Genomic DNA, 21,385 nt, shown 5'->3' on the forward strand with positions numbered 1-21,385 from the left:
GCAAATGAAAGTGATCGAAAGCGGCAAATTCACGGCCGAGCGCGCCTGGGGCGCGCTCGATATCTGCGTGATGAACGGCACGTCATGCCGTCTGCACTGGACCGACAAGCCGTACAAATGGCACGTGAACGACGGCGAGGAAGTATTTGCCGTGATGCAGGGCGAAGTGCGGATGCATGTGCGCGGCGACGACGGCGAACGCACGTTGACGCTGCGTGCGGGCGATATCTTCCATGCCCAGGCGGGCGACGAACATTTCGCGGAGCCGGTCGGCGAGGCGCGGATTCTGGTGATCGAGAAGGAAGGGAGCGTGTGACGGGCGCCTGGCTGTTCGGCTCGCTGGCGCGAAGGCGGCGGCGGCCGTGTAATCTGCCTGCCGCCGTGCGGTCAGTACGAGGGTGGAAAATGGTTAGGATGGTTGAATTAATCGAGCGGGATTATGCCGAAGTGCGGCAAAGCGGGCGATTGAGCGAGCGGGGGGCGATGCCGCTTCTGGATTCGGCGGGGCTGGTCGTGATTTCCACCGACTCGCCGAAGCGAATGGCGGTGCGTCTCGAAGAAGCGGATAAAGCAGGCCGGCTGATGGCGCGCGGACTGCTTGAGAACTGTTTTGTCCACGAGGTATCGGACGCCGACCTTCTCATTGTTCGCTGCCGCGCCTACTACGCGACAAATGACGCGACAGACGGCCGACGAGCTCAGCGCTCCAGCCCGGCCTTCACCAGCAATTCCGCCAGCGCTTCCGTCATCCCGCCTTCATGCGCTTCGGCGCGTTCCTTCAACTGCTTGACGAGCTTTTCATCGAGCTTGCACGCGAACGGCACGAGTCCTTTCGCCTGATCGAGCTTGCGCTGCTCGCGCCGGTCGACCTTCTGCGCGTCCGCGACGCCCGCGCGTCCGCGGCCGCCCTGCTTGAGGTCGTTGGCGAGTTTGAATGCCTTGTTCTGTTCCAGTTCGAATTTGTTCACGCGATGCTCCGGGGCGACGATTGATTGCAAGGCCCGTATTGTACGAAACTAGCGACCCGCCTCCGCCAGCGCATCGATGCGCGCCCGCATGCGCCGCCAGTGCGATCCTTCCCAGAACACGCGACGACATACGTCGCAGGTCGCGAAGCGTGCGTGCCGCTCGCGCACGCCATCGGGCACGCGGCCATCGATCTCGCCGGGCGCGGCGGGACGCAATGGCGCGTTGCACATCAGGCACAGACGGAACGCGCGCACGTGCGGCCCGAGATCGAAGCGTTCCGAGACCTCGCGGAACTGGTCGTCGGCTTGCAGCGTGCGCACATAGCAGCCGCGCAGCACGGTGCGGCGCTTGAGCAACTCGCGGTCGCGCGTGAGCACGATGCGCGACTCGTCCTGCGCGAGCTGCTCGATTTCATCGTCGGGGAAATTGTTGTCGTAGCGCGTGTCGAAGCCCGCGAGCCGCAGCAGTTGCGCGAGCCCGCCGAGATGGGCATCGGCGATGAAACGCAGACCACCGGCGTCGAGCGGCGGCCGCAGCAGCAGCGCGTCGCGCTCCATGCCGGCGGGCGCGTGACGCGCCGGATAGACCTCGATGAGATCGTCCGGCTCGATCTGCGCGTCGAAGCCGACGGCGCGCCCGGACTTCACGATCAGATCGACCTCCGTATGGGGCACGCCGAGCGCCTCGATCATATGCTTGGTCGACGAAGACTTCGCGCACGCGCACGCGAACGTGTGCCCGCGCAGGGATCGAGCGAGGAAATCGTTCAGTTCGCAATGGAAGTGAAAGTGCGCCTTGACCATGCAGCAGTATCGCATCGCCCGCCGCTGCGCGCTTTCCCTCGATGTGCTTTACTGGCGCTCGATCCGCGCGGCTTCCGGCGCGCGGCAAGTGCACAGGTAAAGGAGCACACGAGCATGGACATCGGATTCATCGGACTGGGGGAAATGGGCGGCGCGATGGCGGAGCGCGCGCTCAAGGCGGGCCACACGGTGCGGGTCTGGAACCGTTCGCGCGACAAGACACGCGCGCTCGCGGATCAGGGCGCGTCGGTGGTCGATACGCCCGAGCAGGCTTTCGCCGGCGACGCCGCGTTCTCCATGCTCGCCGACGACCACGCGCTGCGCACCGTGCTCGTCGATGGCGGTTTGCTCAAGCACGCGCCGAAGGGACTCGTGCACGTCAACATGGCAACGATCTCGGCGGCGCTCGCCGTCGAACTCGCCGAACTGCACGCGCAGCACGGCGTCGCGTATGTCGCCGCGCCGGTGCTCGGGCGGCCGGACGTCGCGGCGGCGGGCAAGCTCAACATTCTCGCGGCCGGCGCGAGCGACGCGATCGATCGCGTGCAGCCCGTGCTCGATGCGCTCGGTCAGAAAACCTGGCGCGTCGGCAGCGAACCGCAGCACGCGAACGTGCTCAAGCTCGCGGCGAATTTCATGCTGGCCGCGGCGATCGAGAGCTTCGGCGAGGCGGCGGCGCTCGTGAGCGGACACGGCATCGAATCGCAGACGCTGCTCGACGTCATCACGAACTCGCTGTTTCCAGGCCCGGTGTATCAGGGCTACGGAAAGATGATCGCCGAACGCCGCTACGAGCCCGCGCTCTTCAAGGCGCGTCTCGGACTGAAGGACGTGCGTCTCGCGATTGCCGCGGGCGATGCCGTCAACGTGCCGCTGCCGGTGGCGAGCGTCGTGCGCGACAACCTCGTCGATGCGCTCGCTCACGGCGACGGCGAGAAGGACTTCGCCGTGCTCGGTCAGGTGGCGGCGCGCCGCGCCGGTCGCTGATTCCATTTCCACGGTGTGGCCAACCCGCCGTTGTGCCCGGATCGGCCCGGACGGACGGCATAATGCGAATCCCGCTTTCTTCCACGCCACACCGCAATGAGCCTGCATCTCTGGTGGCTGTTCGTCGCCACTGTCTTCGTCGTTTCCGCTATTCCCGGTCCCAATATGCTGCTCGTCATGACGCACGGCGCGCGGCATGGACTCAGGCGCTCGACGGCGACCATGGCCGGTTGTCTCTCGGCGCTTGTCATCATGTTGTCGGTATCGGCGGCGGGGCTGGGTGTGTTTCTCGACGCGTGGCCGCGTCTGTTCGATACGCTGCGTCTGATCGGCGCGGCGTATCTCGTCTGGCTCGGCGTGAAAAGCTGGCGCGCGAAAGCGAGCGCGATCGATGTCCGCGACGATAGCGGCGCCGCGCATGCGTTCCGGCGCTTCACGCTTTTTCGCAACGGCTTTCTCGTCGCGAGCAGCAATCCGAAGGCGATTCTTTTCGCGGCCGCGCTGCTGCCGCAATTCATCGACGCCAGCCGGCCGGTCCTGCCGCAATTCGCGGTGCTCGTGTCGACATTTGCCGTCATCGAGGTGAGCTGGTACGCCGTGTACGCGGGACTCGGCGCGCGCATCGGCGACAAGCTGAAAAGCGCGAGCGTCGCGCAGGCATTCAACCGGCTGACGGGCGGCGTGTTCGTGGGTTTCGGCGCAATGATGGCGCTCGTGCGTCACTGAGACGGCAAACGTCTGCACGAACGGGTGCGTGACTTGCTAGTGGGGTGCAGTGCTTCATTCGCTTTCGAACATACTTGCGCAAGCGACGGGCGCATAGTCGCGCACGTCGCGGTTCGCGGCGAAACAAGAACAGTAAAAAAGGAGGCGCCTCATGCATTCGACGGGCCGACGCGCATCTTTGGCCGCGCTCCTGCCGCTCTGTTTCTGCGCCTTCGCGACGAGTTCCGCGCTCGCCGACGACACGCCGAGCCCCTGCGATGCGCTCAAGCGCATCGTCGCCGCCGCGCCGGATTTCTCATCGCTTTCCGCATTCGACGGCCGCGCGGTCGCGCTGCCCTACGGCGACGACGCGAAATGCGCCGCTTCGCAGACCAACTATCGCTGTACGTGGACGTCGCGCGGCGGTTCTGGCGGCGACGCGCTGCAGAGCGTCGCGGCGGATATCGCGTCGTGTCTGCCCGACGCGACGCATGACCAGAATGCGCCCGGGCGCCAGCATTTCTATCTGGGCGCACGCGGCGCGCGCCCCGAAATCACTGCGGCGCAGGCGGGATCGAACAAGTTGAAACTCGAAGTCTACGGTTCCCGGTGAGGCCATCATGACCAAGCGCATCCTCATAGCCGATGACGACGACGACGCGCTCGCCGGCCTCGCGAACCTGCTGACCGGCATGGGCCACGAAGTCGCGCTCGCGGGGAACGGCGCGCAGGCTGTCGAAGTCGCCGCTCAGTTCGGTCCCGAAGTCGTGATCCTCGATCTCGACATGCCGATCCTCGACGGCCTCGCGGCGGCGCGCGCGCTGCGCCGTCTGCCGAACGGCCACACGACGATGCTCGTCGCGCTGACGGGCTGGGGTCAGCCGCAGCATCGCGAAATGACGCTCGACGCCGGTTTCGACGTGCATCTCGTCAAACCGATTTCAGCGGATCAGCTCCAGTTCATCCTCTCGATGATGCAGCCCTGATTTGTGCGGCCGACCGTGCGTCAGGTCACCGAAACCGGCGATGTTGCGATGCACCAATATTCTTGGTATATTTACTCCTGTCTCCTCCATGTCTCCACTGATATGGATTCAGCCCGCCAGCCTTGGCGGGCTTTTTTTCGTCTGTACACTCCGATGTTGCGCTGCACTTGCAATGATGAAAAAGGCCGGTTCGCGACGACGCGAACCGGCCTTTTTTCATTGCAGTTCGAGCGCGCTCAGCGGGCGAGACCTGTCTCCTCGTCTGCGCCGATGGCGAGATTCATGCACTGGATCGCCGCGCCCGACGCGCCCTTGCCCAGATTGTCGAGACGCGCGACGGTCACGAAGCGCTCGTCGTTACCGAAGACGAAAATATCGACGCGATTCGTTTCATTGCACGCCTGAACATCGAAAAAGCCGGCGTCGAGGTTGCTCTCGGCGTCGAACGGCATCACGCGCACGAACGGCTCGTTGTTGTAGTACTCGGCCAGCATGTCGCGCACGTCCTGCGGCTTCGCGGGGCGCGCGAGCTGGTCGGGCGAGAAAAAGGTCGTCACGGCGAGGCCTTTCAGGAACGAGCCGACGATCGGCGTAAAAATCGGCGCGCGCTTCAGGCCCGTGCGCACCGACATTTCCGGCAGATGCTTGTGAGTCAGCCCGAGCGCGTAGGGGCGCGGGCTCATGAGTTTCTCGTCGCCGCCCGCTTCGTATTCCGCGATCATCTTCTTGCCGCCGCCGCTGTAGCCCGTGATCGAATAGGCGTGGGCATCGAAATCGGCGGGCACGAGGCCGCCGGCCACGAGCGGTTGCACCGACAGCACGAACGCCGATGCGTGGCAGCCCGGCACCGCAATGCGCTTCGACGTGCGCAGACGTTCACGCTGCGCGCGCGACAGCTCCGGCAGCCCGTACGCCCAGTCGTCCTGCGTGCGGAACGCCGTGCTGGCGTCGATCATCACGGTGCGCGCGTTGTCCTTGTCGACGAGCGACACCGATTCGCGCGACGCGACGTCGGGCAGACACAGGAAGGTCACGTCCGACGCATTGATGAGCCGGCGGCGCTCCTCGACGTCCTTGCGCCTGGCTTCTTCGATTCGCAACACTTCGATGTCACGGCGCTGCGACAGATATTCGAAAATCTTCAGGCCGGTGGTGCCTTCCTGTCCGTCGACAAATACTTTCGTGGTCATCTCGATCTCGCTGGTTCGTGCGGGCGCTCGCCGCAAAACCGATATTTTAGTGCGATTCCGGGGCAGGTTGATGTCCGCCGCTTCCAGCTCGGGCCCGATTGGCGATCCAGCGCGCCGTCACCTCGGCGATGCGTGCGCCGAAAAGCTTCGCCGTTTCCAGATCGCCGGGCGGCGGCGCTTCCTCCGGCGACGCATCCGCGGGCGATTGCGTGAGCAGTCCCGTGAAGCCGCCGACGAAGTTCAGGTCGTTGCGCGTGGCCGCTTTCGTGTTCGACGGCATCATGCCCGTGCCGACCCAGATCATGCCGTGCTGCATCGCCAGCGTGACGAAATACGAGATGGTCAGGAATTTGTCGCCGTTCATGTGCGCCGAATTGGTGAAGCCGGCCGCGATCTTGTCCTTCCATTTCTGGGCGAACCACGGCTTCGAACTCGCGTCGGCGAATTTCTTGAAGTCGGCAGACGGGCCGCCCATGTAGGTCGGCGCGCCGAAAACAATGGCGTCGGCGGCGTCGAGTTCGGCCCAGCCGGCGTCGTCGAGCTCGCTGACGGCGATCAGTTTCACGGTTGCGCCGGCGTCGGTTGCGCCGCCGAGCACCGCTTCGGCGACCTTTCTGGTGTGGCCGTAGCCGCTGTGATAAACGATGATGATGTTCGGCATGGTTGTCCCGAGTCATTCCGTGCGCCGCGGCGCACGCCTTCGCGCACCTTCCGGACGGACCGGGTCAGTCTAGCAAAGACAATTTTTCACCGACCGCGCGACCGCACGGTCCGCGTCGCCAGGTTAGCGGCTGTATGTGAAAGTGAGCTGCGCGCTGGCGATGGTCATCGTGCGAATTTCGTGCTCGAACATCAGCGCGGGCGTGCCCTGGCGCAGCCGCAGATCGGTGCTGTCGAGCGCGTAGACGGTCACGACGTAACGATGCGGCTTGCCGGGCGGCGGGCACGGGCCGCCGTAGCCGTCCGTGTCCCAGTCGTTGCGCGCCTCAATCGCGCCCATCTTGCGTAGCGCGCCCGACGCGCTCGCGTTGTTCGGCAGTCGATCCGTACCGACTGGAATGCCCGCGACCGCCCAATGCCACCAGCCTCGCCCGGGCGCGTCGGGATCGAAGATCGTCACGGCGAAGCTGCGCGTCTTTGCGGGCGCGCCGCGCCAGGAAATCTGCGGGGAGCGGTTGCCTCCCTTGCACTCGGACTGATCGAAGAGCAGATCGCGCCCGATGGTCCTCGCGGGCGGGAGGTCCGTGCTGAAGACGGTGAAAGCGGGATCGGCCGCGGCCTCGCGGGAATTCGAGCAAACCGCCGCCGCCAGGGCGATGAACAGTACTGATGCGACAAGGCCAGTCGAACTCACGCGTCGGCCGGTGAGGCGCATGGGCTGAACTCCTGTTCAGTATCGTCGCGCGTTATAGCAGTGTTTCGCTGGCTGCAACGATGTTTTTTGTCTCAGTGATGCGCTTCGTACCAGCTTGCAGTTTAACATTGCAACAAAGCATTAAAGCTTGGATTCCTTGGGACTAAACCGATGGCGCATCGTGCGCACGCCGGTTGGACGTAGTAAGTGCGCAGCGCCTTGACGGCGATGACTTCTGACTCTATTAAACGTAGAAATGAGTAATTCGACGCAGATTCGCGCGGCAGCAAATCGACTGATAAACAGGAGTTGTAAATGAGCCAGCGAATAAATGTCATCATCGCAGACGATCACCCGGTGATCCTGTTTGGCGCGACCCAGGCGCTGAACAAATTTCCGGAGGTCGATGTCGTCGGTCAGGCGCGCCAGTCGACCGAACTCATCCAGTTGCTTCAAAAGTCGCCGTGCGATGTCCTCGTGACGGATCTTGCCATGCCCGGCGGCTCGTACGGCGACGGCATGCCTCTGCTCGGTTACATCGGCCGGCAATTTCCGCGGGTGAAGCTCGTCGTGCTGACGATGCTCGAAAATCCTGCCTTGCTCAAACGGTTGCGTGAAGTGGGCGTGATGTCGATCATCAACAAGGCCGACGACATGAACCATATCGGCTGGGCGATCCAGCATGTCATGCGCGGGCAGGAGTATCTCGGCCCGTCCGTGAAGACGGCGCTCGACAGCATGGGACTCGGCGCGAACGGGCAGCAGCGCAGCGTCATCCTGTCCAAGCGCGAACTCGAAGTTGTGCGTCTTTTTGTGTCAGGCATGACGATCACGGAAATCGCGGGGCAATTGCGGCGCAGTATCAAGACCATCAGCACGCAAAAGAACACCGCGATGCGAAAACTCGGTATCGAGCGAGATTCCGAATTGTTTCAATATGCACAAAGCAACGGGTTAATGAATCTGTCGGCGTATTCCGGCGACGGCTCGCTCGACGATTCATCGCTTCCCAATTCGAATTCGCTCTAAGCAATTTCCCGGACAAAATAAGAAGAGCCGCTGATTTGAGTCAGCGGCTCTTTATTTATTTTGCTTCGTGACTACGGTTGCTTATTGCGGAGCAGCAGTTGCGCCACCGTGCGCCGCCGACCATTCGGCCGGTGCGTGCAGGAATTTCTCGACTTCATCGAGCGTCTTCGTCTCGAAATAGCCTTGCTCCTTCGCGACGCGCAGCACGTCCCACCACGTGGCGAGCGCGTGCAGATCGACGTCGATGTCCTTCAACACCGACACGCTTTCCTTGAAGATGTTGTAGTGAAAGAGCACGAAGCAGTGATTGACCGTCGCGCCCGCGGTGCGCAGCGCGTTGATGAAGTTGATCTTGCTGCGGCTGTCGGTGGTCAGGTCTTCGACCAGCAGCACGCGCTGGCCTTCGGTCAGCAAGCCTTCGATCTGCGCATTGCGGCCAAAACCCTTCGGCTTCTTGCGAACGTATTGCATCGGCACCATCAGGCGATCGGCGATCCACGCCGCGAACGGAATGCCCGCGGTCTCGCCACCGGCGACCGCGTCGATCTGTTCGTAGCCGACATCGCGCAGAATCGTTGCTTCGGCCATCTCCATCAGGCCGCGTCGCACGCGCGGGTAGGAGATCAGCTTGCGGCAGTCGATATAAACCGGGCTCGCCCATCCGGACGTGAAGATGTACGGTTTTTCCGCGTTGAAGTGCACCGCCTGCACTTCGAGCAGCATCTTGGCGGTGGTGTCGGAGATCGTCTGGCGATCGAAGCCTGTCATGGGCGAATCCTTGGACTTGTGTGGCGCTTGCAAAAGCGGGGAGGTGGCCGCGAAGGGCCCTGGCGCATGGGTTGGGCGCGAAACGAGCATGCCTTTCGGATGGCTTTTTCGCGTACCCTGCGCGCGTGTCGACGGGACTTGGCGCTTGAAGCGCCTTAGGACCGTCCCATGCACAGCTAGCCCGCCATTTTACCCGAGGCCGCGTATCGGGGCGAATTGTTTGCGGGATGTGAAGGCGCGGCGCTTTGCACGTAAACTCGCGGCGCCGCCGTGTAACTTCACTTCGTCCGATGACCTCTGTTTCCTCCACAAACGACTCCGCCGCCGCGCCCACTCGCCACGCGCGGCAGGCGCTGATCGCGTCCGTTCTCGGCTACGCGATGGACGGCTTCGATCTGCTGATCCTCGGCTTCATGCTGCCCACGATCGCCGCCGATCTGCATCTCACGCCCGCGCAGTCCGGCGCGCTCGTGACCTGGACGCTCGCCGGGGCGGTCGCGGGCGGCGTCGTATTCGGCGTGCTCTCCGATTACTTCGGCCGCGTGCGCGTGCTGACCTGGACGATCCTCGTGTTCGCCGTCTTTACCGGCCTGTGCGCGCTCGCGCAGGGCTACGGCGACTTGCTGATCTATCGGACGATCGCCGGGATCGGGCTGGGCGGCGAGTTCGGCATCGGCATGGCGCTCGTCGCCGAGGCGTGGCCCGCGCGGTTGCGGGCGCGGGTGTCGTCGTACGTCGGGATCGGCTGGCAACTGGGCGTGCTGGCCGCCGCGCTCATCACGCCGCTGCTCCTGCCCGTGATCGGCTGGCGCGGCATGTTCGCGGTCGGACTGCTGCCGGCGGCCGTGTCGTTTTTCGTCCGGCGGCATGTAGAAGAGCCCGCGCTCTTCACCGAACGCCGCGCGGCCGTGAAAGCCGACGCCGCCCGCAAGCTGCCGCTCAGCCGTCTCGTCGACGACGCCCGCACCGCGCGCGCGAGCCTGGGCGTCGTCATATTGTGCTCGGTGCAGAACTTCGGCTATTACGGGCTGATGATCTGGCTGCCGAGCTATCTCTCGAAGACGTTCGGCTACTCGCTGACGAAATCGGGCCTCTGGACCGCGGCGACCGTCGTCGGCATGGCGTCGGGCATCTGGCTGTTCGGACTCGCGGCGGACCGCTTCGGGCGCAAACCGGCGTTTCTCGTCTATCAGATCGGCGCGGTCGCGATGGTCTTCGTCTATTCGAATCTGACCAGTCCGTCGGCGCTCCTGATCGGCGGCGCGGTAATGGGCGTGTTCGTGAACGGGATGCTCGGCGGTTACGGCGCGCTGATCTCCGAAATCTATCCGACCGAAGCGCGGGCGACCGCGCAGAACGTGCTGTTCAATATCGGGCGCGCGGTGGGCGGTCTGGGGCCGGTCGCGGTCGGCGCGCTGGCGGCGCGTTACTCGTTCGCGATCGCGCTCGCGTTTCTCGCATCGATCTATCTGCTCGATATCGTCGCGACGCTCTTTCTCATTCCCGAAAAACGCGGCGTCGAGCTCGACTGAGCGCGGAGTCATCGGACGAAATTGCGCTGAAACGTTGCATCGCGTCATTTCAGGCGCGCGGTGTACACTGGACGTCCCAAAAAAAACCAAAAGCTCCGTCCGCTCGCGCCATCCTCGCGAGCGGCACGCCGCGTCTATCCGACGCGCCGAGCACATGAAGCTTGGTCCATCGATTCACATTCCCGCATTCATTGCAGCACGGTCGACGGCAGTGTGAACCCTGTTCAAATAATTCCCAAACGTCTCAGGTCAAATCATGGACGAACAACTGAAGCAAAGTGCCCTCGCGTATCACCAGAATCCCCGCCCCGGCAAGATTTCGGTAACCCCGACGAAGCCGCTTTCCAACCAGCTCGACCTCTCGCTCGCCTATTCGCCGGGCGTCGCGGCCGCGTGCATGGCGATCTACGATGAGCCGCTCGACGCGCAAAAGTACACGTCGCGTGCGAATCTCGTCGGCGTCGTGACGAACGGCACGGCCGTGCTGGGCCTCGGCAACATCGGTCCGCTCGCGGCCAAGCCGGTGATGGAGGGCAAAGGGTGTCTCTTCAAGAAGTTCGCGGGCATCGACGTGTTCGACATCGAGTTGGCAGAAACCGATCCGGACAAGCTCGTCGATGCGATCGCGATGCTCGAACCGACGCTCGGCGGCATCAACCTCGAAGACATCAAGGCGCCGGAATGCTTCTACATCGAAAAGAAGCTGCGCGAGCGCATGAAGATTCCCGTTTTCCATGACGATCAGCACGGCACGGCGATCATCGCTTCGGCGGCGATTCTCAACGGCCTGAAGGTGGTCGGCAAGAAGCTCGACGAAGTGAAGCTCGTCTGCTCCGGCGCGGGCGCGGCGGCGATCGCCTGTCTGGACTTGCTCGTCCACCTGGGCCTGAAGAAGTCGAACACGCTCGTGATCGATTCGAAGGGCGTGATCTACGAAGGCCGCGGCAATCTGGACGCGTCGAAGGAGCGCTATCAGGCGTCGACAGACGCGCGCACGCTTGCAGATGCGATGCACGGTTGCGACGTGTTCCTCGGCTGCTCGAGCGCGGGCGTGCTGAAGGCGGAAATGGTCCAGACGATGGCCGACAAGCCGCTGATTCTCGCGCTGGCGAATCCGGAGCCGGAAATCCGCCCGGAAGAAGCGAAGCGCGTGCGTCCGGACTGTATCGTCGCGACGGGCCGTTCGGACTATCCGAACCAGGTCAACAATGTGCTGTGCTTCCCGTTCATCTTCCGCGGCGCGCTGGATGTCGGCGCGACGACGATCACCGAAGAGATGAAGCTCGCGTGCGTGCGCGCGATCGCGGAACTGGCCGAAGAAACCGATCAGGGCGATGAAGTCGCAAAGGCGTACGAAGGGCATTCGCTGGAATTCGGTCCGGAGTATCTGATTCCGAAGCCGTTCGATCCGCGTCTGATCATCAAGATCGCGCCGGCCGTCGCGCAAGCCGCGATGGATTCGGGCGTCGCGACGCGTCCGATCAAGGACATGGACGCGTATCGCGAGACGCTCGGCGCGACGGTGTATCGCACGGGCATGGTGATGCGCCCGGTGTTCGCGGCGGCCAAGGCGGCGCCCGCGCGCATCGCGTTCGCGGAAGGCGAGGACGAGCGCGTGCTGCGCGCTGCGCAGTTCGTGCTGCTGGAAAAGATCGCGAAGCCGATCATCATCGGCCGTCCGGCTGTCGTCGAAATGCGTCTGAAGAAGATGGGCTCGAAGCTCAAGCCGGGCGTCGACTTCGAGGTCGTGAATCCGGAAGACGATCCGCGCTATCAGAAAAGCTGGCAGGCATATCACGAGATTGCCGCGCGTCAGGGCGTGACGCCCGAAAGCGCGAAGGCCGCGCTGCGCAAGTTCAACACGCTGATCGGCGCGATCCTGGTTCACACCGGCGACGCGGACGGGATGATCTGCGGTCTCATCGATACGTATCAGGACCATCTGAAGTTCATCGATCAGGTGCTCGGCAAGGCAAAAGGCGCGAACAACTTCGCGGCGATGAACCTGCTGATGCTGCAAGGGCGCAATCTCTTCATCAGCGATACGTACGTCAACGAGACGCCTACGGCCGAGCAGCTCGCCGACATGACGATTCTCGCCGCGCGCGAGATCGAGCGATTCGGCGTTCAGCCGAAGGTCGCGCTGCTGTCGAATTCGAATTTCGGCAGTGTGCCGAGCGCATCGGCGAGCCGGATGGCCGAAGCCCGCAAGCTGATCGCGGAGCGCGCGCCGGATCTCGAAATCGACGGTGAAATGCACGGTGACGCGGCGTTGTCGGAAGCCGTGCGCAAGGCTTCGTTCCCCGGCACGACGCTGCATGGCGAGGCGAATCTGCTCATCATGCCGAATGTCGAAGCGGCGAACATCACGTACAACCTGCTCAAGATGGTGAGCGGCGAGGGCGTGACCGTCGGGCCGTTCCTGCTGGGCGCGGCGAAGCCGGTGCATATTCTGACGCCGGCCGCGACCGTGCGCCGGATCATCAATATGACGGCGGTGGCGAGCGCGAACGCGCGCGTAGCGAAGTAATATTCGACGCTTCAATGAGAAACGGCGATCCGGGAAACCGGATCGCCGTTTTTTTGAGTCAGCGCGTCAGGCCACTTGTCTTGCTTCGCTGCCCTGCGGATTGCGCCACCGCGCCAGCAGCTTCTCCCACTTCACCTTCGCCGCCTTCACGTTGTTTTCCTTGATGTGCCCGTACCCGCGCATCGAATCCGGCAGACTCGCCAGTTCGATCGCGAGCGGCAGCTTCTGCGCGGTCAATCCGCCGATCAGCTCACGCACCAGCGCCTCGTACTCGGAAATCAACGCGCGTTCCATCTTGCGTTCTTCCGTGCGCCCGAACGGATCGAGCGCGGTGCCGCGCAGGAACTTGAATCGAGCCAGAATCCGCATCGCGGACATCATCCACGGGCCGTATTGCTTCTTCACCAGATGACCATGCGCGTCCTTGCGCGAAAGCGACGGCGGCGCGAGATGGACCTTGATCTTCCAGTCGCCTTCGAAGCTGTTTTTCACCTTGTCGAGGAACGCCGGATCGGCATAAAGGCGCGCGACTTCGTACTCGTCCTTGTACGCCATCAGCTTGTGCAGATTCCTCGCGACGGCTTCGGTCAACGAATAATCGCCGCTGCCGAGCTCGGCCTCCGCCGCACGAACCGACGCCACCAGCCGCCCGTACCGCGCCGCGTAAGCCGTGTTCTGATATCGCGCGAGATAGTCGAGGCGCTTGTCGATGAGCGCATCGAGCGCCTTCGGCGTATGCAGCGAGATGATCTTGCCCGGCGCCGCGTCCGGAGCGCCATGCGCGAGACGCGTAACGGCTGGGAGATCGTGCGCCGCGCGACGGCCCCACTCGAATGCCGCGAGATTCTTCTCGACCTGCACGGCATTCAGCTCGATCGCGCGCACGAGCGATTCATGCCGCAGCGGCACCCAACCCTTCTGCCACGCGAATCCGAGCACGAACGGATTCGTATAGATCGCATCGCCCATCAGCGCGACGGCGAAACGGTTCGCATCGACGAGCGCGACATGCTCGCCCGCCGCCGCGCGGATATCCGCCTCCGCGCTCGCGCCCGGAAAGCTCCAGTTCGGGTTCTTGATGAACTCGGCCGTCGGCGTCTGCGCGCTGTTCACGACGACGCGCGTGTGATCCGGCTGCATCCGCGAGCCGCATTCGTTGCTCGCGGTCACGATCGCATCGCAACCGATGACCAGATCCGCCTCGCCCATCGCGATGCGCGTCGCGTGGATATCGGTCGGGCGGTTCGCGATCTGCACGTGGCTCATCACGGCGCCGCCTTTCTGCGCGAGACCGGTGACGTCGAGCACGGTAACGCCTTTCTGCTCCAGATGCGCCGCCATGCCGAGCAGCGCGCCGATCGTCACGACGCCCGTTCCGCCGACGCCCGTCACCAGCACGCCGTACGGCCGGCCGATTTCCGGCAGCTCCGGTGTCGGCACCGAAGGCATGGCATCGCCGGCAACGCTCGTCGCCTTCGGCTTCTTCAACTGGCCGCCTTCCACCGTCACGAAGCTCGGACAGAAGCCGTTCAGACACGAGTAGTCCTTGTTGCACGTCGACTGGTTAATCTGCCGCTTCGTGCCGTATTCAGTCTCCAGCGGCTCTACCGACAGGCAATTCGACTTCACCGAGCAATCGCCGCAACCCTCGCACACGGCCTCGTTGATGACGACGCGCTTCGCCGGGTCGGGGAACGCACCGCGCTTGCGACGGCGACGCTTCTCGGTGGCGCAGGTCTGGTCGTAGATCAGAATCGACGTGCCCGGAACTTCGCGCAACTCGCGTTGAATGTCGTCCAGTTTGTCGCGATGATGCACGTCGATGCCCGGCGCAAGTCCGACGCTCGCGGTGTATTTCTCCGGCTGATCCGTGACGATGACGATCTTTGCCGCGCCTTCCGCCGCCAGTTGATGCGTGATCTGCGGCACGGTCAGCACGCCGTCGACGGGCTGGCCGCCGGTCATCGCGACCGCGTCGTTGTAGAGAATCTTGTACGTGATGTTCACTTTCGCCGCGATCGCCGCGCGGATCGCGAGCAGGCCCGAGTGGAAGTAGGTGCCGTCGCCGAGATTCGCGAAGACGTGCTTGTCGTTCGAGAACGGCGACTGGCCGACCCACGCCACGCCTTCGCCGCCCATCTGGCTGAAGGTGCTCGTGTTGCGGTCCATCCAGACCGTCATGTAATGGCAGCCGATGCCCGCCATCGCGCGCGAGCCTTCAGGCACGTTCGTCGACGTATTGTGCGGACAGCCCGAGCAGAACCACGGCTTGCGCTCGGCCTCGACGCGCGGGCGCGCGAGCGACTTTTCCTTCGCCTCGATCACGGCGATGCGCGTCGCGATGCGTGCGCGCACATCGGCGGGCAAGTCGAACTTTTCGAGACGCGTCGCGATCGCCTTCGCGATGATCGCGGGCGAGAGTTCGTAGTGCGCGGGCAAAAGCCAGTTGCCCATCGGCACGGACCATTCGCCGCCCGCGCCGTCTTTCTCATCGAATTTGCCGTAGACGCGCGGACGTTGCGCATCCGGCCAGTTGTACAGTTCTTCCTTGATCGCGTATTCGAGAATCTGGCGCTTTTCCTCGACGACGAGAATCTCTTCCAGCCCGCGCGCGAACTCCTGCGCGCCTTGCGCTTCGAGCGGCCACACGCAGCCGACCTTGTAGAGACGGATGCCGATCTGCGAACACGTCGCATCGTCGAGGCCGAGATCGGTCAGCGCCTGGCGGACGTCGAGGTACGCCTTGCCGCCGGTCATGATGCCGAAGCGGGCGTGCGGCGATTCGATTTCCACACGATCGAGTTTGTTCGCGCGCACATAGGCGAGGGCGGCGTACCACTTGTAGTCGAGCAGACGCGCTTCCTGCACGAGCGGCGGGTCCGGCCAGCGGATATTGAGGCCGCCGTCGGGCATCGCAAAATCGGTCGGGAGCACAATTTTCGTGCGATGCGGATCGATATCCACCGAAGCCGACGACTCGACGACATCCGTCACGCATTTCATCGCGACCCACAGGCCGGAGTAGCGGGACATCGCCCAGCCGTGCAGGCCGAAATCGAGATATTCCTGCACGTTCGACGGGAACAGCACCGGCAAGCCGCATGCCTTGAAAACGTGCTCGGACTGGTGCGCGAGCGTCGATGACTTCGCGGCGTGGTCGTCGCCGGCGAGCACCAGAACGCCGCCGTGCGCGGCGGACCCGGCGGAGTTGCCGTGCTTGAAGACATCGCCCGAACGGTCGACGCCCGGACCCTTGCCGTACCACATCGAAAACACGCCGTCGTATTTGGCGCTCGGGTACAGGTTGACTTGCTGCGAGCCCCACACGGCGGTGGCGGCGAGATCTTCGTTCACGCCCGGCTGAAACACGACCTGGTGCGCGGCGAGATGCTTCTTCGCCTTCCAGAGCGACTGGTCGAGACCACCGAGGGGAGAACCGCGATAACCGGAGATGAATCCGGCGGTATTCAGACCGGCGGCCTTGTCGCGCTCTTGCTGAAGCATCGGCAGGCGCACCAGCGCCTGGATGCCGCTCATATAGGCGCGGCCGCGTTCGAGCGTGTATTTGTCGTCTAGCGTGACGGATTTCAACGCGGCTTCTAGGGAAGCTCTTTGTTCTGCGTCTAGCGGGGCGTTCATTATGTGTCTTCCTCCACCCGAGGTTTGGGATCACCAAAGCATGTTTCGGGCCTTCGCGTCTTGTGAACGCTCGGGCCGGGATTCCAGTTTGCCGCTCTCAGGGTTTTCCAGACAGTGGGGCAAACCCGTTAAAAATTCCTCACTTACCTGCCCATTGCGTCAAATCCTTGACGATTTGACCGTCGTCAGGAGGGTTTTGTTACAGCGTGTAAATTCGACCGACTCACGGAACCCTCCCGCTCATCTCTGTCTAAAATGGCGCTTCCGGAATTCCCGTGCTGTTTTTTTGTGCACGTTTTTAATTCCGAGAGCAGGTTGTATGCACGAAGTTAGAAGGAGATAACGATGAAACAACGCCACATCCAGAATTTCTTGATGGTTTCGGCGGCCTTTTTCGCCATCAGCGCGCCGATGGGCGGCGCACGGGCGAATAATGCCTCGCCGTTCGGGGCGTCGTCGGTTGCACGGGTCGCGCAAGTGCGCGTTCAATCGGTTCAGGCGGGCGTCGAGAAGCGCCGTGAATCGGAGAGCAGCGACGACGAGAAGGCGGGCTGACCCGCTCGTCGCGGTCCGGAACGACATACCGGGCCGCTGAATGAACAAAAGGACATGAACCCTCGCGGTCCATGTCCTTTTTTTACGTCCGCGTGTTTTTCGCGACTCAGCCCGCGGTGGTGTCCTTCAGCACGCCGCGGCGCATTTGATCCAGTTCGATCGATTCGAACAGCGCCTTGAAGTTGCCCTCGCCGAAGCCCTGATTGCCCTTGCGCTGGATGATCTCGAAGAAGATCGGCCCGATCTGGTTCTCCGTGAAAATCTGCAACAGGATCTCGTCCTTGGTCCCGTCGATCAGGATCTTGCGCTTCTTCAGTTCCGCAACCGACTCACAATGGCCCGGCACGCGACGGTCGACGAGCTCGTAGTACGTGTCGATGGTGTCGAGCAGCGCGATATTCGCACCGCGCAGGCCGTCCACCGTGCCGTAGATGTCGCTCGCGCCGAGCGCGATGTGCTGAATGCCCTCGCCGTGATAGGCGTCGAGGTATTCCTGAATCTGGCCTGCGTTCTCCGAACCTTCTTCGTTGATGGGGATGCGGATCTTGCCGCACGGCGAGGTCATCGCCTTCGACTTCACCGCCGTCACCTTACCTTCGATATCGAAGTAACGGACTTCGCGGAAGTTGAAGAGCCGCTCGTAGAACTCCGCCCACTCCACCATGCGGCCGCGGTGCACGTTGTGCGTCAGGTGGTCGATATAGGTGAGGCCGTGGCCGACCGGATTCTGCTCCGCGCCCGGAATCGGTTCGAAGTCGACGTCGTAGATGCTGATATCGCCGATGCTGCCCGGCTGCGCGCCGTTTTTGCCACGCCAGCGGTCGACGAAGTAGATCAGCGAATCGCCGATGCCCTTGATCGCCGGAATGTTCAGCTCCATCGGGCCGGTCTTGTTGTCGAAGCCCCAGGCGCCGAGTTCGAGCGCGCGCTGATAAGCCTTGGCGGCATCGGCGACGCGGAACGCGATTGCACAGATCGACGGTCCGTGCAGCCGCGCGAAGCGCTGAGCGAAGGAGTCCGGCTCGGCGTTGACGATGAAGTTGATCTCGCCCTGCCTATAAAGCGTCACGTCCTTGTGACGGTGCTTCGCGATCGCGGTGAAGCCCATCTGCTCGAACAGTTTGCCGAGCGCGACGGGATCCGGCGCGGTGTACTCGATGAACTCGAAGCCGTCGGTGCCGACGGGGTTTTCCCAAGTCGTTGCGGTCATGCATGTCTCCTGAATTAGGTGCGGCGCGTGTGCGCGACGTGGAGACAGTGTAGTCAGGTCAGACTGGCAAAAACTTGCGAAACAAATCGCGAATTCATAAGATTGCGCACGATGCTGCCAAAGCGACCTATGTTGGAGCTAGAAAATGGCCGAGCCAGAACTCGATGCGATCGACCTGCGTATTCTCGCGATTCTTCAGGAGAACGGGCGGCTGTCGAATCAGGAGATCGCGGATCGCGTGAATTTGTCGCCGAGTCCGTGCTTGAGGCGTATTCGTCGGCTGGAGGAAACGGGCGTGATTCGCGGCTATGTCGCCTTGCTCGACGCCAAAAAGCTCGGGCTCGGCCTGCTCGCGTACATCAATGTGCGCCTGGAAAAACGTGGCGGCACGCAGGCCGCGGCAGGCACGCCTAAAGCGCCGACGCACGGCGACCTGTTCCGCGAAGCGGTGCGCTCGTGGCCGGAGGTCGTCGCGTGTGATGCGATGACCGGAGAGATGGACTTTCTGCTGCGTGTGCAGGTGCGCGACATGGATGACTTTTCGCGCTTCGTGCAGGATGAGTTGCTGCATCATCCGTCGGTGATCGATGTGCGTTCGAGCTTCTCGCTGGAACGCATCAAGGAGACGACGGTTCTGCCGCTGCGTTGAAACGACGAAGGGCGGTCAGTGCCGCCCTTGTTGGTCCCGCTCGCAGCGCAAACCCCGCGCTGTCCTGAGAAATTTACGCGGCGTCCGCCGCCGGGATGAACGCCTGGAAAACCTGCGACGCGCGATGCGCCTGACGCTTGATCGCGTAGTCGAACACGGCGGCCTGCTCCTGAAGCAATTCAGCCATGATGCTGGTCTGGTCCGCCGGCGCGAGCGACAGATAAGCGTCCGCTTCGCCGTATGCGTATTCGATCTTCATGCCCGACTTCTTCGCGATGTGCATCATCGTCGAGTTGCGGGACAGGCAGTGCATATAAAGCACCGATACCTGCGTGTTGCGGCTGCGCATGGCGGCGCGCTCGAACAGCTTCGAGCCGACGCCGCGGCCGCGCGCGCTTTCGAGCACCGATACGCCGAACTCGGCGGTGCGCTTGTCGCCTTCAGCGGGCAGATAAGCCAGATGGCCGACGCCGATCAGTTCCAGCGCGCTGCCGAACACGCCGAAGACCTTGTCGTTCGAGAAGTTGATGTTGTGCACGTAGTTCTCGATGACGTGATCCGGCACGATTTGCCCGAAACGCAAAAGGCGGTCGTCTTCGTCGAGGGCGAGAAAGTGCGTGAGGAGACGCTCGCGATCCGCCGACGAAAGTTCACGGACGAGAACCGGCCTGCGCGCGTCCTTGATCGGCTGATCGTGCGCGACGATCTGCTCGGCGGTGCGGTTGAGAGTCAGTTCCACGGTAGTTCCTCCTTCATTCGTCATGCAGCGTGCTGCAAAGCAAAACGAATTCTAGCTGATTCCGGAGAAACGAGTACGGGAAAACCCTTAAAATGCACTAGATGATGCGTTCTAAACGATTACTGAAATCGTTTAAATTTCATTTAAATCAATAATTTACGTCATTTGTGTAAACGGAACGATTCACCGACCGGTGAGTCTGTTGTGCCGCAGCATTTCTAGCGATCGGCGTTCAGCCCGTTTTCGATCATGTCGACGACCTGTTCCGCGAACTCCGCGTAGCCGAGCTTGCCGCCCGGCTTGAGCCAGGTGAACGTCCAGTTGATCATGCCGAATACCATCATCGTCAGCGCGGTCTGGTTGTCCTTGGTCGCGCGCTTCGGATAAGCGCGCGCAAGTTGGCGTGCGAATGCCGCCACGATGTCGCGTTGACGGTCGAGAATGATTTCACGCTGCGCTTCTTCGAGATACTTCACATCATTCAGCAGCGCGACGTGCCGGCTGTGCGAGGTCTCGTACTCGGCGAGAAATGCGCGCACGAGATCGGCGAACGCCTCGCGCTCGCCCAGTCCGCGTCGCTGGCTCGCGCCTTCCACTTCCGCGATGATCAGCATCAGCCGCTTCGTGTAGCGGTCGAGCAGATCGAAGAGGATCGCTTCCTTGCTCTCGTAGTAGTGGTAGAGGCGCGCCTTCGACGTGCCGCTCGCGGCGGCGAGATCGGCCATCGAGGTACTGGGATAGCTCGTCTGGGCAAATTTCGCGGCGGCGAGTTCGAGGATCTGTTCGCGTTGTGTCTCGTGATCGGGCGCTTTAGTACGGGCCATGTGTTCGAAGAATGTGTTCTTATGGATATCGATTCAGCGGCGCAACTCGGCCTGACTGATGTCGGACAGCGTGCCGCGGATTTTAAGCCGTCCCGCCGTCACGAGTTCGCGGCAGCGCCAGAAGGCGACGGAATCGGAGAGCATGAAATCGAAGCGCTGTCCCATCGCCGCGCCGGCGATCCGGGCCGCCGGCTTCCATTCGGGACCGGCGAGGTCGAGCAGCGCTTCGTCGACGTCGATCCACGTTCCCGAAACGAGCATGTTGTCGCGCAGACGACGCGTCTCCGCATTGGCGTATTTCGCTTCCTGCCATTCGAGCGCGAGCCGGCTGATGCGCAGCACGGAAATCGGCGCGGCGGTCGGGAGCTTCGCGAGCAGTTGCTTCGGCGAGAACATGCCGACGGCCGTCGCATGATCGTCGCGGCCGATGCGTTGCGGATCGCTGTCGTCGGTGTCGATCTTCAGATCGTCGTGCGTGAGTTTCGCTTCGTTGAGGCGCTGGGGCGCGTTGCGCAGGTGATAGGCGACACGCCGCAGGGTAAGCTGGTCGGCCGCGCTCTGGCCATGCCACACGACGATCTGACCATCGCCGCGCGCGAGGCGGTTGTATAGCTCCTGCTGCGCTTCGAGCTCGTCCTCGAAGTCGATCGCGCTGCTCAAAACCTGATGCCAGAACGCGGCGCGCGCGAGCGGCGATTCGTCGATGTCCCTGATCGGACCGACGGCGAGATCGTCGCGCAGCGCGATGACCTGCTCTTCGCGCTCCGCGCGCAGCAGGGCTTCGGTGAGGGATTGGGCCGCGCAATCGCCATTCGTGACATGAATCGTGTTCATCGGTGTCGGACGCCGGAAAGACGAAAGGACCGCTAGAGTGAGCGGTCCTAGTTTACGCGAATCGAATGACGGCGGGCTGCGA

The 21,385-nt window shown here is 62.9% G+C and carries 21 protein-coding genes; 10 read left to right on the plus strand and 11 right to left on the minus strand.

From position 1 onward, the window contains the following. The first annotated feature begins 4 nt into the window (after positions 1–4). Entirely contained in the window at positions 5–316 is a 312-nt protein-coding gene (locus U4Y90_RS25895; RefSeq protein ID WP_321798863.1) for a cupin domain-containing protein, read from the plus strand. A 382-nt stretch (positions 317–698) separates the two neighbouring features. On the opposite strand, the gene U4Y90_RS25900 is transcribed toward U4Y90_RS25895, so the two are convergent. Together U4Y90_RS25900 and U4Y90_RS25905 are read right to left on the minus strand one after the other, a co-directional pair. Then, positions 699–968, minus strand: coding sequence for a hypothetical protein (locus U4Y90_RS25900; RefSeq protein ID WP_321798865.1), 270 nt, complete (start codon positions 966–968; stop codon positions 699–701). Between the two features lie 48 nt (positions 969–1,016). Beyond that, a complete protein-coding gene (locus U4Y90_RS25905) occupies positions 1,017–1,772 on the minus strand; it encodes a Mut7-C RNAse domain-containing protein (protein ID WP_321798867.1) in 756 nt (251 codons plus the stop codon). On the opposite strand from U4Y90_RS25905, the gene U4Y90_RS25910 reads away from it, so the two are divergent. From U4Y90_RS25910 to U4Y90_RS25925, 4 genes are all read left to right on the plus strand, one after another. Beyond that, entirely contained in the window at positions 1,746–2,759 is a 1,014-nt protein-coding gene (locus tag U4Y90_RS25910; RefSeq protein ID WP_321798869.1) for an NAD(P)-dependent oxidoreductase, read from the plus strand. The genes U4Y90_RS25905 and U4Y90_RS25910 overlap by 27 nt on opposite strands. A gap of 96 nt (positions 2,760–2,855) precedes the next feature. Further along, positions 2,856–3,485 carry a LysE family translocator gene (locus tag U4Y90_RS25915; protein WP_321798871.1) on the plus strand — a complete coding sequence of 210 codons (630 nt, stop codon included), beginning with the start codon at positions 2,856–2,858 and terminating at the stop codon, positions 3,483–3,485. A 151-nt stretch (positions 3,486–3,636) separates the two neighbouring features. Continuing rightward, positions 3,637–4,077 carry a hypothetical protein gene (locus U4Y90_RS25920; RefSeq protein WP_321798873.1) on the plus strand — a complete coding sequence of 147 codons (441 nt, stop codon included), beginning with the start codon at positions 3,637–3,639 and terminating at the stop codon, positions 4,075–4,077. Between the two features lie 7 nt (positions 4,078–4,084). Continuing rightward, a complete protein-coding gene (locus U4Y90_RS25925) occupies positions 4,085–4,450 on the plus strand; it encodes a response regulator (protein WP_321798875.1) in 366 nt (121 codons plus the stop codon). A 236-nt stretch (positions 4,451–4,686) separates the two neighbouring features. Here the strand turns inward: U4Y90_RS25925 and argC are convergent, their stop codons facing one another. The 3 genes from argC to U4Y90_RS25940 all read right to left on the minus strand — a co-directional run bounded on the left by argC (position 4,687) and on the right by U4Y90_RS25940 (position 7,015). Then, positions 4,687–5,640 (minus strand): N-acetyl-gamma-glutamyl-phosphate reductase, encoded by a 954-nt coding sequence (gene argC / locus U4Y90_RS25930; RefSeq protein WP_321798877.1) that lies wholly within the window; start codon positions 5,638–5,640, stop codon positions 4,687–4,689. A 46-nt stretch (positions 5,641–5,686) separates the two neighbouring features. Then, entirely contained in the window at positions 5,687–6,301 is a 615-nt protein-coding gene (locus U4Y90_RS25935; protein ID WP_321798879.1) for a flavodoxin family protein, read from the minus strand. A gap of 123 nt (positions 6,302–6,424) precedes the next feature. Further along, the gene (locus U4Y90_RS25940) at positions 6,425–7,015 is read right to left on the minus strand and encodes a YbhB/YbcL family Raf kinase inhibitor-like protein (protein WP_321798881.1); all 591 of its coding nucleotides are present in this window, start codon (positions 7,013–7,015) and stop codon (positions 6,425–6,427) included. 294 nt (positions 7,016–7,309) lie between these two features. On the opposite strand from U4Y90_RS25940, the gene U4Y90_RS25945 reads away from it, so the two are divergent. Continuing rightward, on the plus strand, positions 7,310–8,023 hold the full coding sequence (locus tag U4Y90_RS25945) for a response regulator (protein ID WP_321798883.1): 714 nt from the start codon (positions 7,310–7,312) through the stop codon (positions 8,021–8,023). 81 nt (positions 8,024–8,104) lie between these two features. On the opposite strand, the gene U4Y90_RS25950 is transcribed toward U4Y90_RS25945, so the two are convergent. Further along, positions 8,105–8,791: an orotate phosphoribosyltransferase gene (locus U4Y90_RS25950; protein WP_008352701.1), complete on the minus strand. Its 687-nt coding sequence runs from the start codon at positions 8,789–8,791 to the stop codon at positions 8,105–8,107. A 290-nt stretch (positions 8,792–9,081) separates the two neighbouring features. Here U4Y90_RS25950 and U4Y90_RS25955 point away from each other — a divergent pair, with 290 nt between their 5' ends. Beyond that, positions 9,082–10,323 (plus strand): MFS transporter, encoded by a 1,242-nt coding sequence (locus tag U4Y90_RS25955; protein WP_321798886.1) that lies wholly within the window; start codon positions 9,082–9,084, stop codon positions 10,321–10,323. A gap of 256 nt (positions 10,324–10,579) precedes the next feature. Further along, on the plus strand, positions 10,580–12,853 hold the full coding sequence (locus U4Y90_RS25960; protein WP_321798888.1) for an NADP-dependent malic enzyme: 2,274 nt from the start codon (positions 10,580–10,582) through the stop codon (positions 12,851–12,853). A 66-nt stretch (positions 12,854–12,919) separates the two neighbouring features. Here the strand turns inward: U4Y90_RS25960 and U4Y90_RS25965 are convergent, their stop codons facing one another. Next, a complete protein-coding gene (locus tag U4Y90_RS25965; RefSeq protein ID WP_321798889.1) occupies positions 12,920–16,492 on the minus strand; it encodes an indolepyruvate ferredoxin oxidoreductase family protein in 3,573 nt (1,190 codons plus the stop codon). 345 nt (positions 16,493–16,837) lie between these two features. Here U4Y90_RS25965 and U4Y90_RS25970 point away from each other — a divergent pair, with 345 nt between their 5' ends. Beyond that, positions 16,838–17,047 (plus strand): hypothetical protein, encoded by a 210-nt coding sequence (locus U4Y90_RS25970; RefSeq protein WP_321798891.1) that lies wholly within the window; start codon positions 16,838–16,840, stop codon positions 17,045–17,047. Positions 17,048–17,153: 106 nt separating this feature from the next. On the opposite strand, the gene hppD is transcribed toward U4Y90_RS25970, so the two are convergent. Continuing rightward, positions 17,154–18,257, minus strand: a complete 1,104-nt coding sequence (gene hppD, locus U4Y90_RS25975; RefSeq protein ID WP_321798893.1) for a 4-hydroxyphenylpyruvate dioxygenase — start codon at positions 18,255–18,257, stop codon at positions 17,154–17,156. A 145-nt stretch (positions 18,258–18,402) separates the two neighbouring features. On the opposite strand from hppD, the gene U4Y90_RS25980 reads away from it, so the two are divergent. Beyond that, the gene (locus tag U4Y90_RS25980) at positions 18,403–18,906 is read left to right on the plus strand and encodes an Lrp/AsnC family transcriptional regulator (RefSeq protein ID WP_321798894.1); all 504 of its coding nucleotides are present in this window, start codon (positions 18,403–18,405) and stop codon (positions 18,904–18,906) included. A gap of 73 nt (positions 18,907–18,979) precedes the next feature. On the opposite strand, the gene U4Y90_RS25985 is transcribed toward U4Y90_RS25980, so the two are convergent. The 3 genes from U4Y90_RS25985 to U4Y90_RS25995 all read right to left on the minus strand — a co-directional run bounded on the left by U4Y90_RS25985 (position 18,980) and on the right by U4Y90_RS25995 (position 21,303). Further along, positions 18,980–19,612 (minus strand): GNAT family N-acetyltransferase, encoded by a 633-nt coding sequence (locus U4Y90_RS25985; RefSeq protein WP_321798908.1) that lies wholly within the window; start codon positions 19,610–19,612, stop codon positions 18,980–18,982. 251 nt (positions 19,613–19,863) lie between these two features. Continuing rightward, positions 19,864–20,469, minus strand: a complete 606-nt coding sequence (locus U4Y90_RS25990; protein WP_321798896.1) for a TetR/AcrR family transcriptional regulator — start codon at positions 20,467–20,469, stop codon at positions 19,864–19,866. Positions 20,470–20,502: 33 nt separating this feature from the next. Next, positions 20,503–21,303, minus strand: coding sequence for a DUF1835 domain-containing protein (locus U4Y90_RS25995; RefSeq protein WP_321798898.1), 801 nt, complete (start codon positions 21,301–21,303; stop codon positions 20,503–20,505). Positions 21,304–21,385 lie beyond the last annotated feature (82 nt).

This window comes from Caballeronia sp. J97 (genome assembly GCF_905220305.1).
Lineage (GTDB): Bacteria > Pseudomonadota > Gammaproteobacteria > Burkholderiales > Burkholderiaceae > Caballeronia.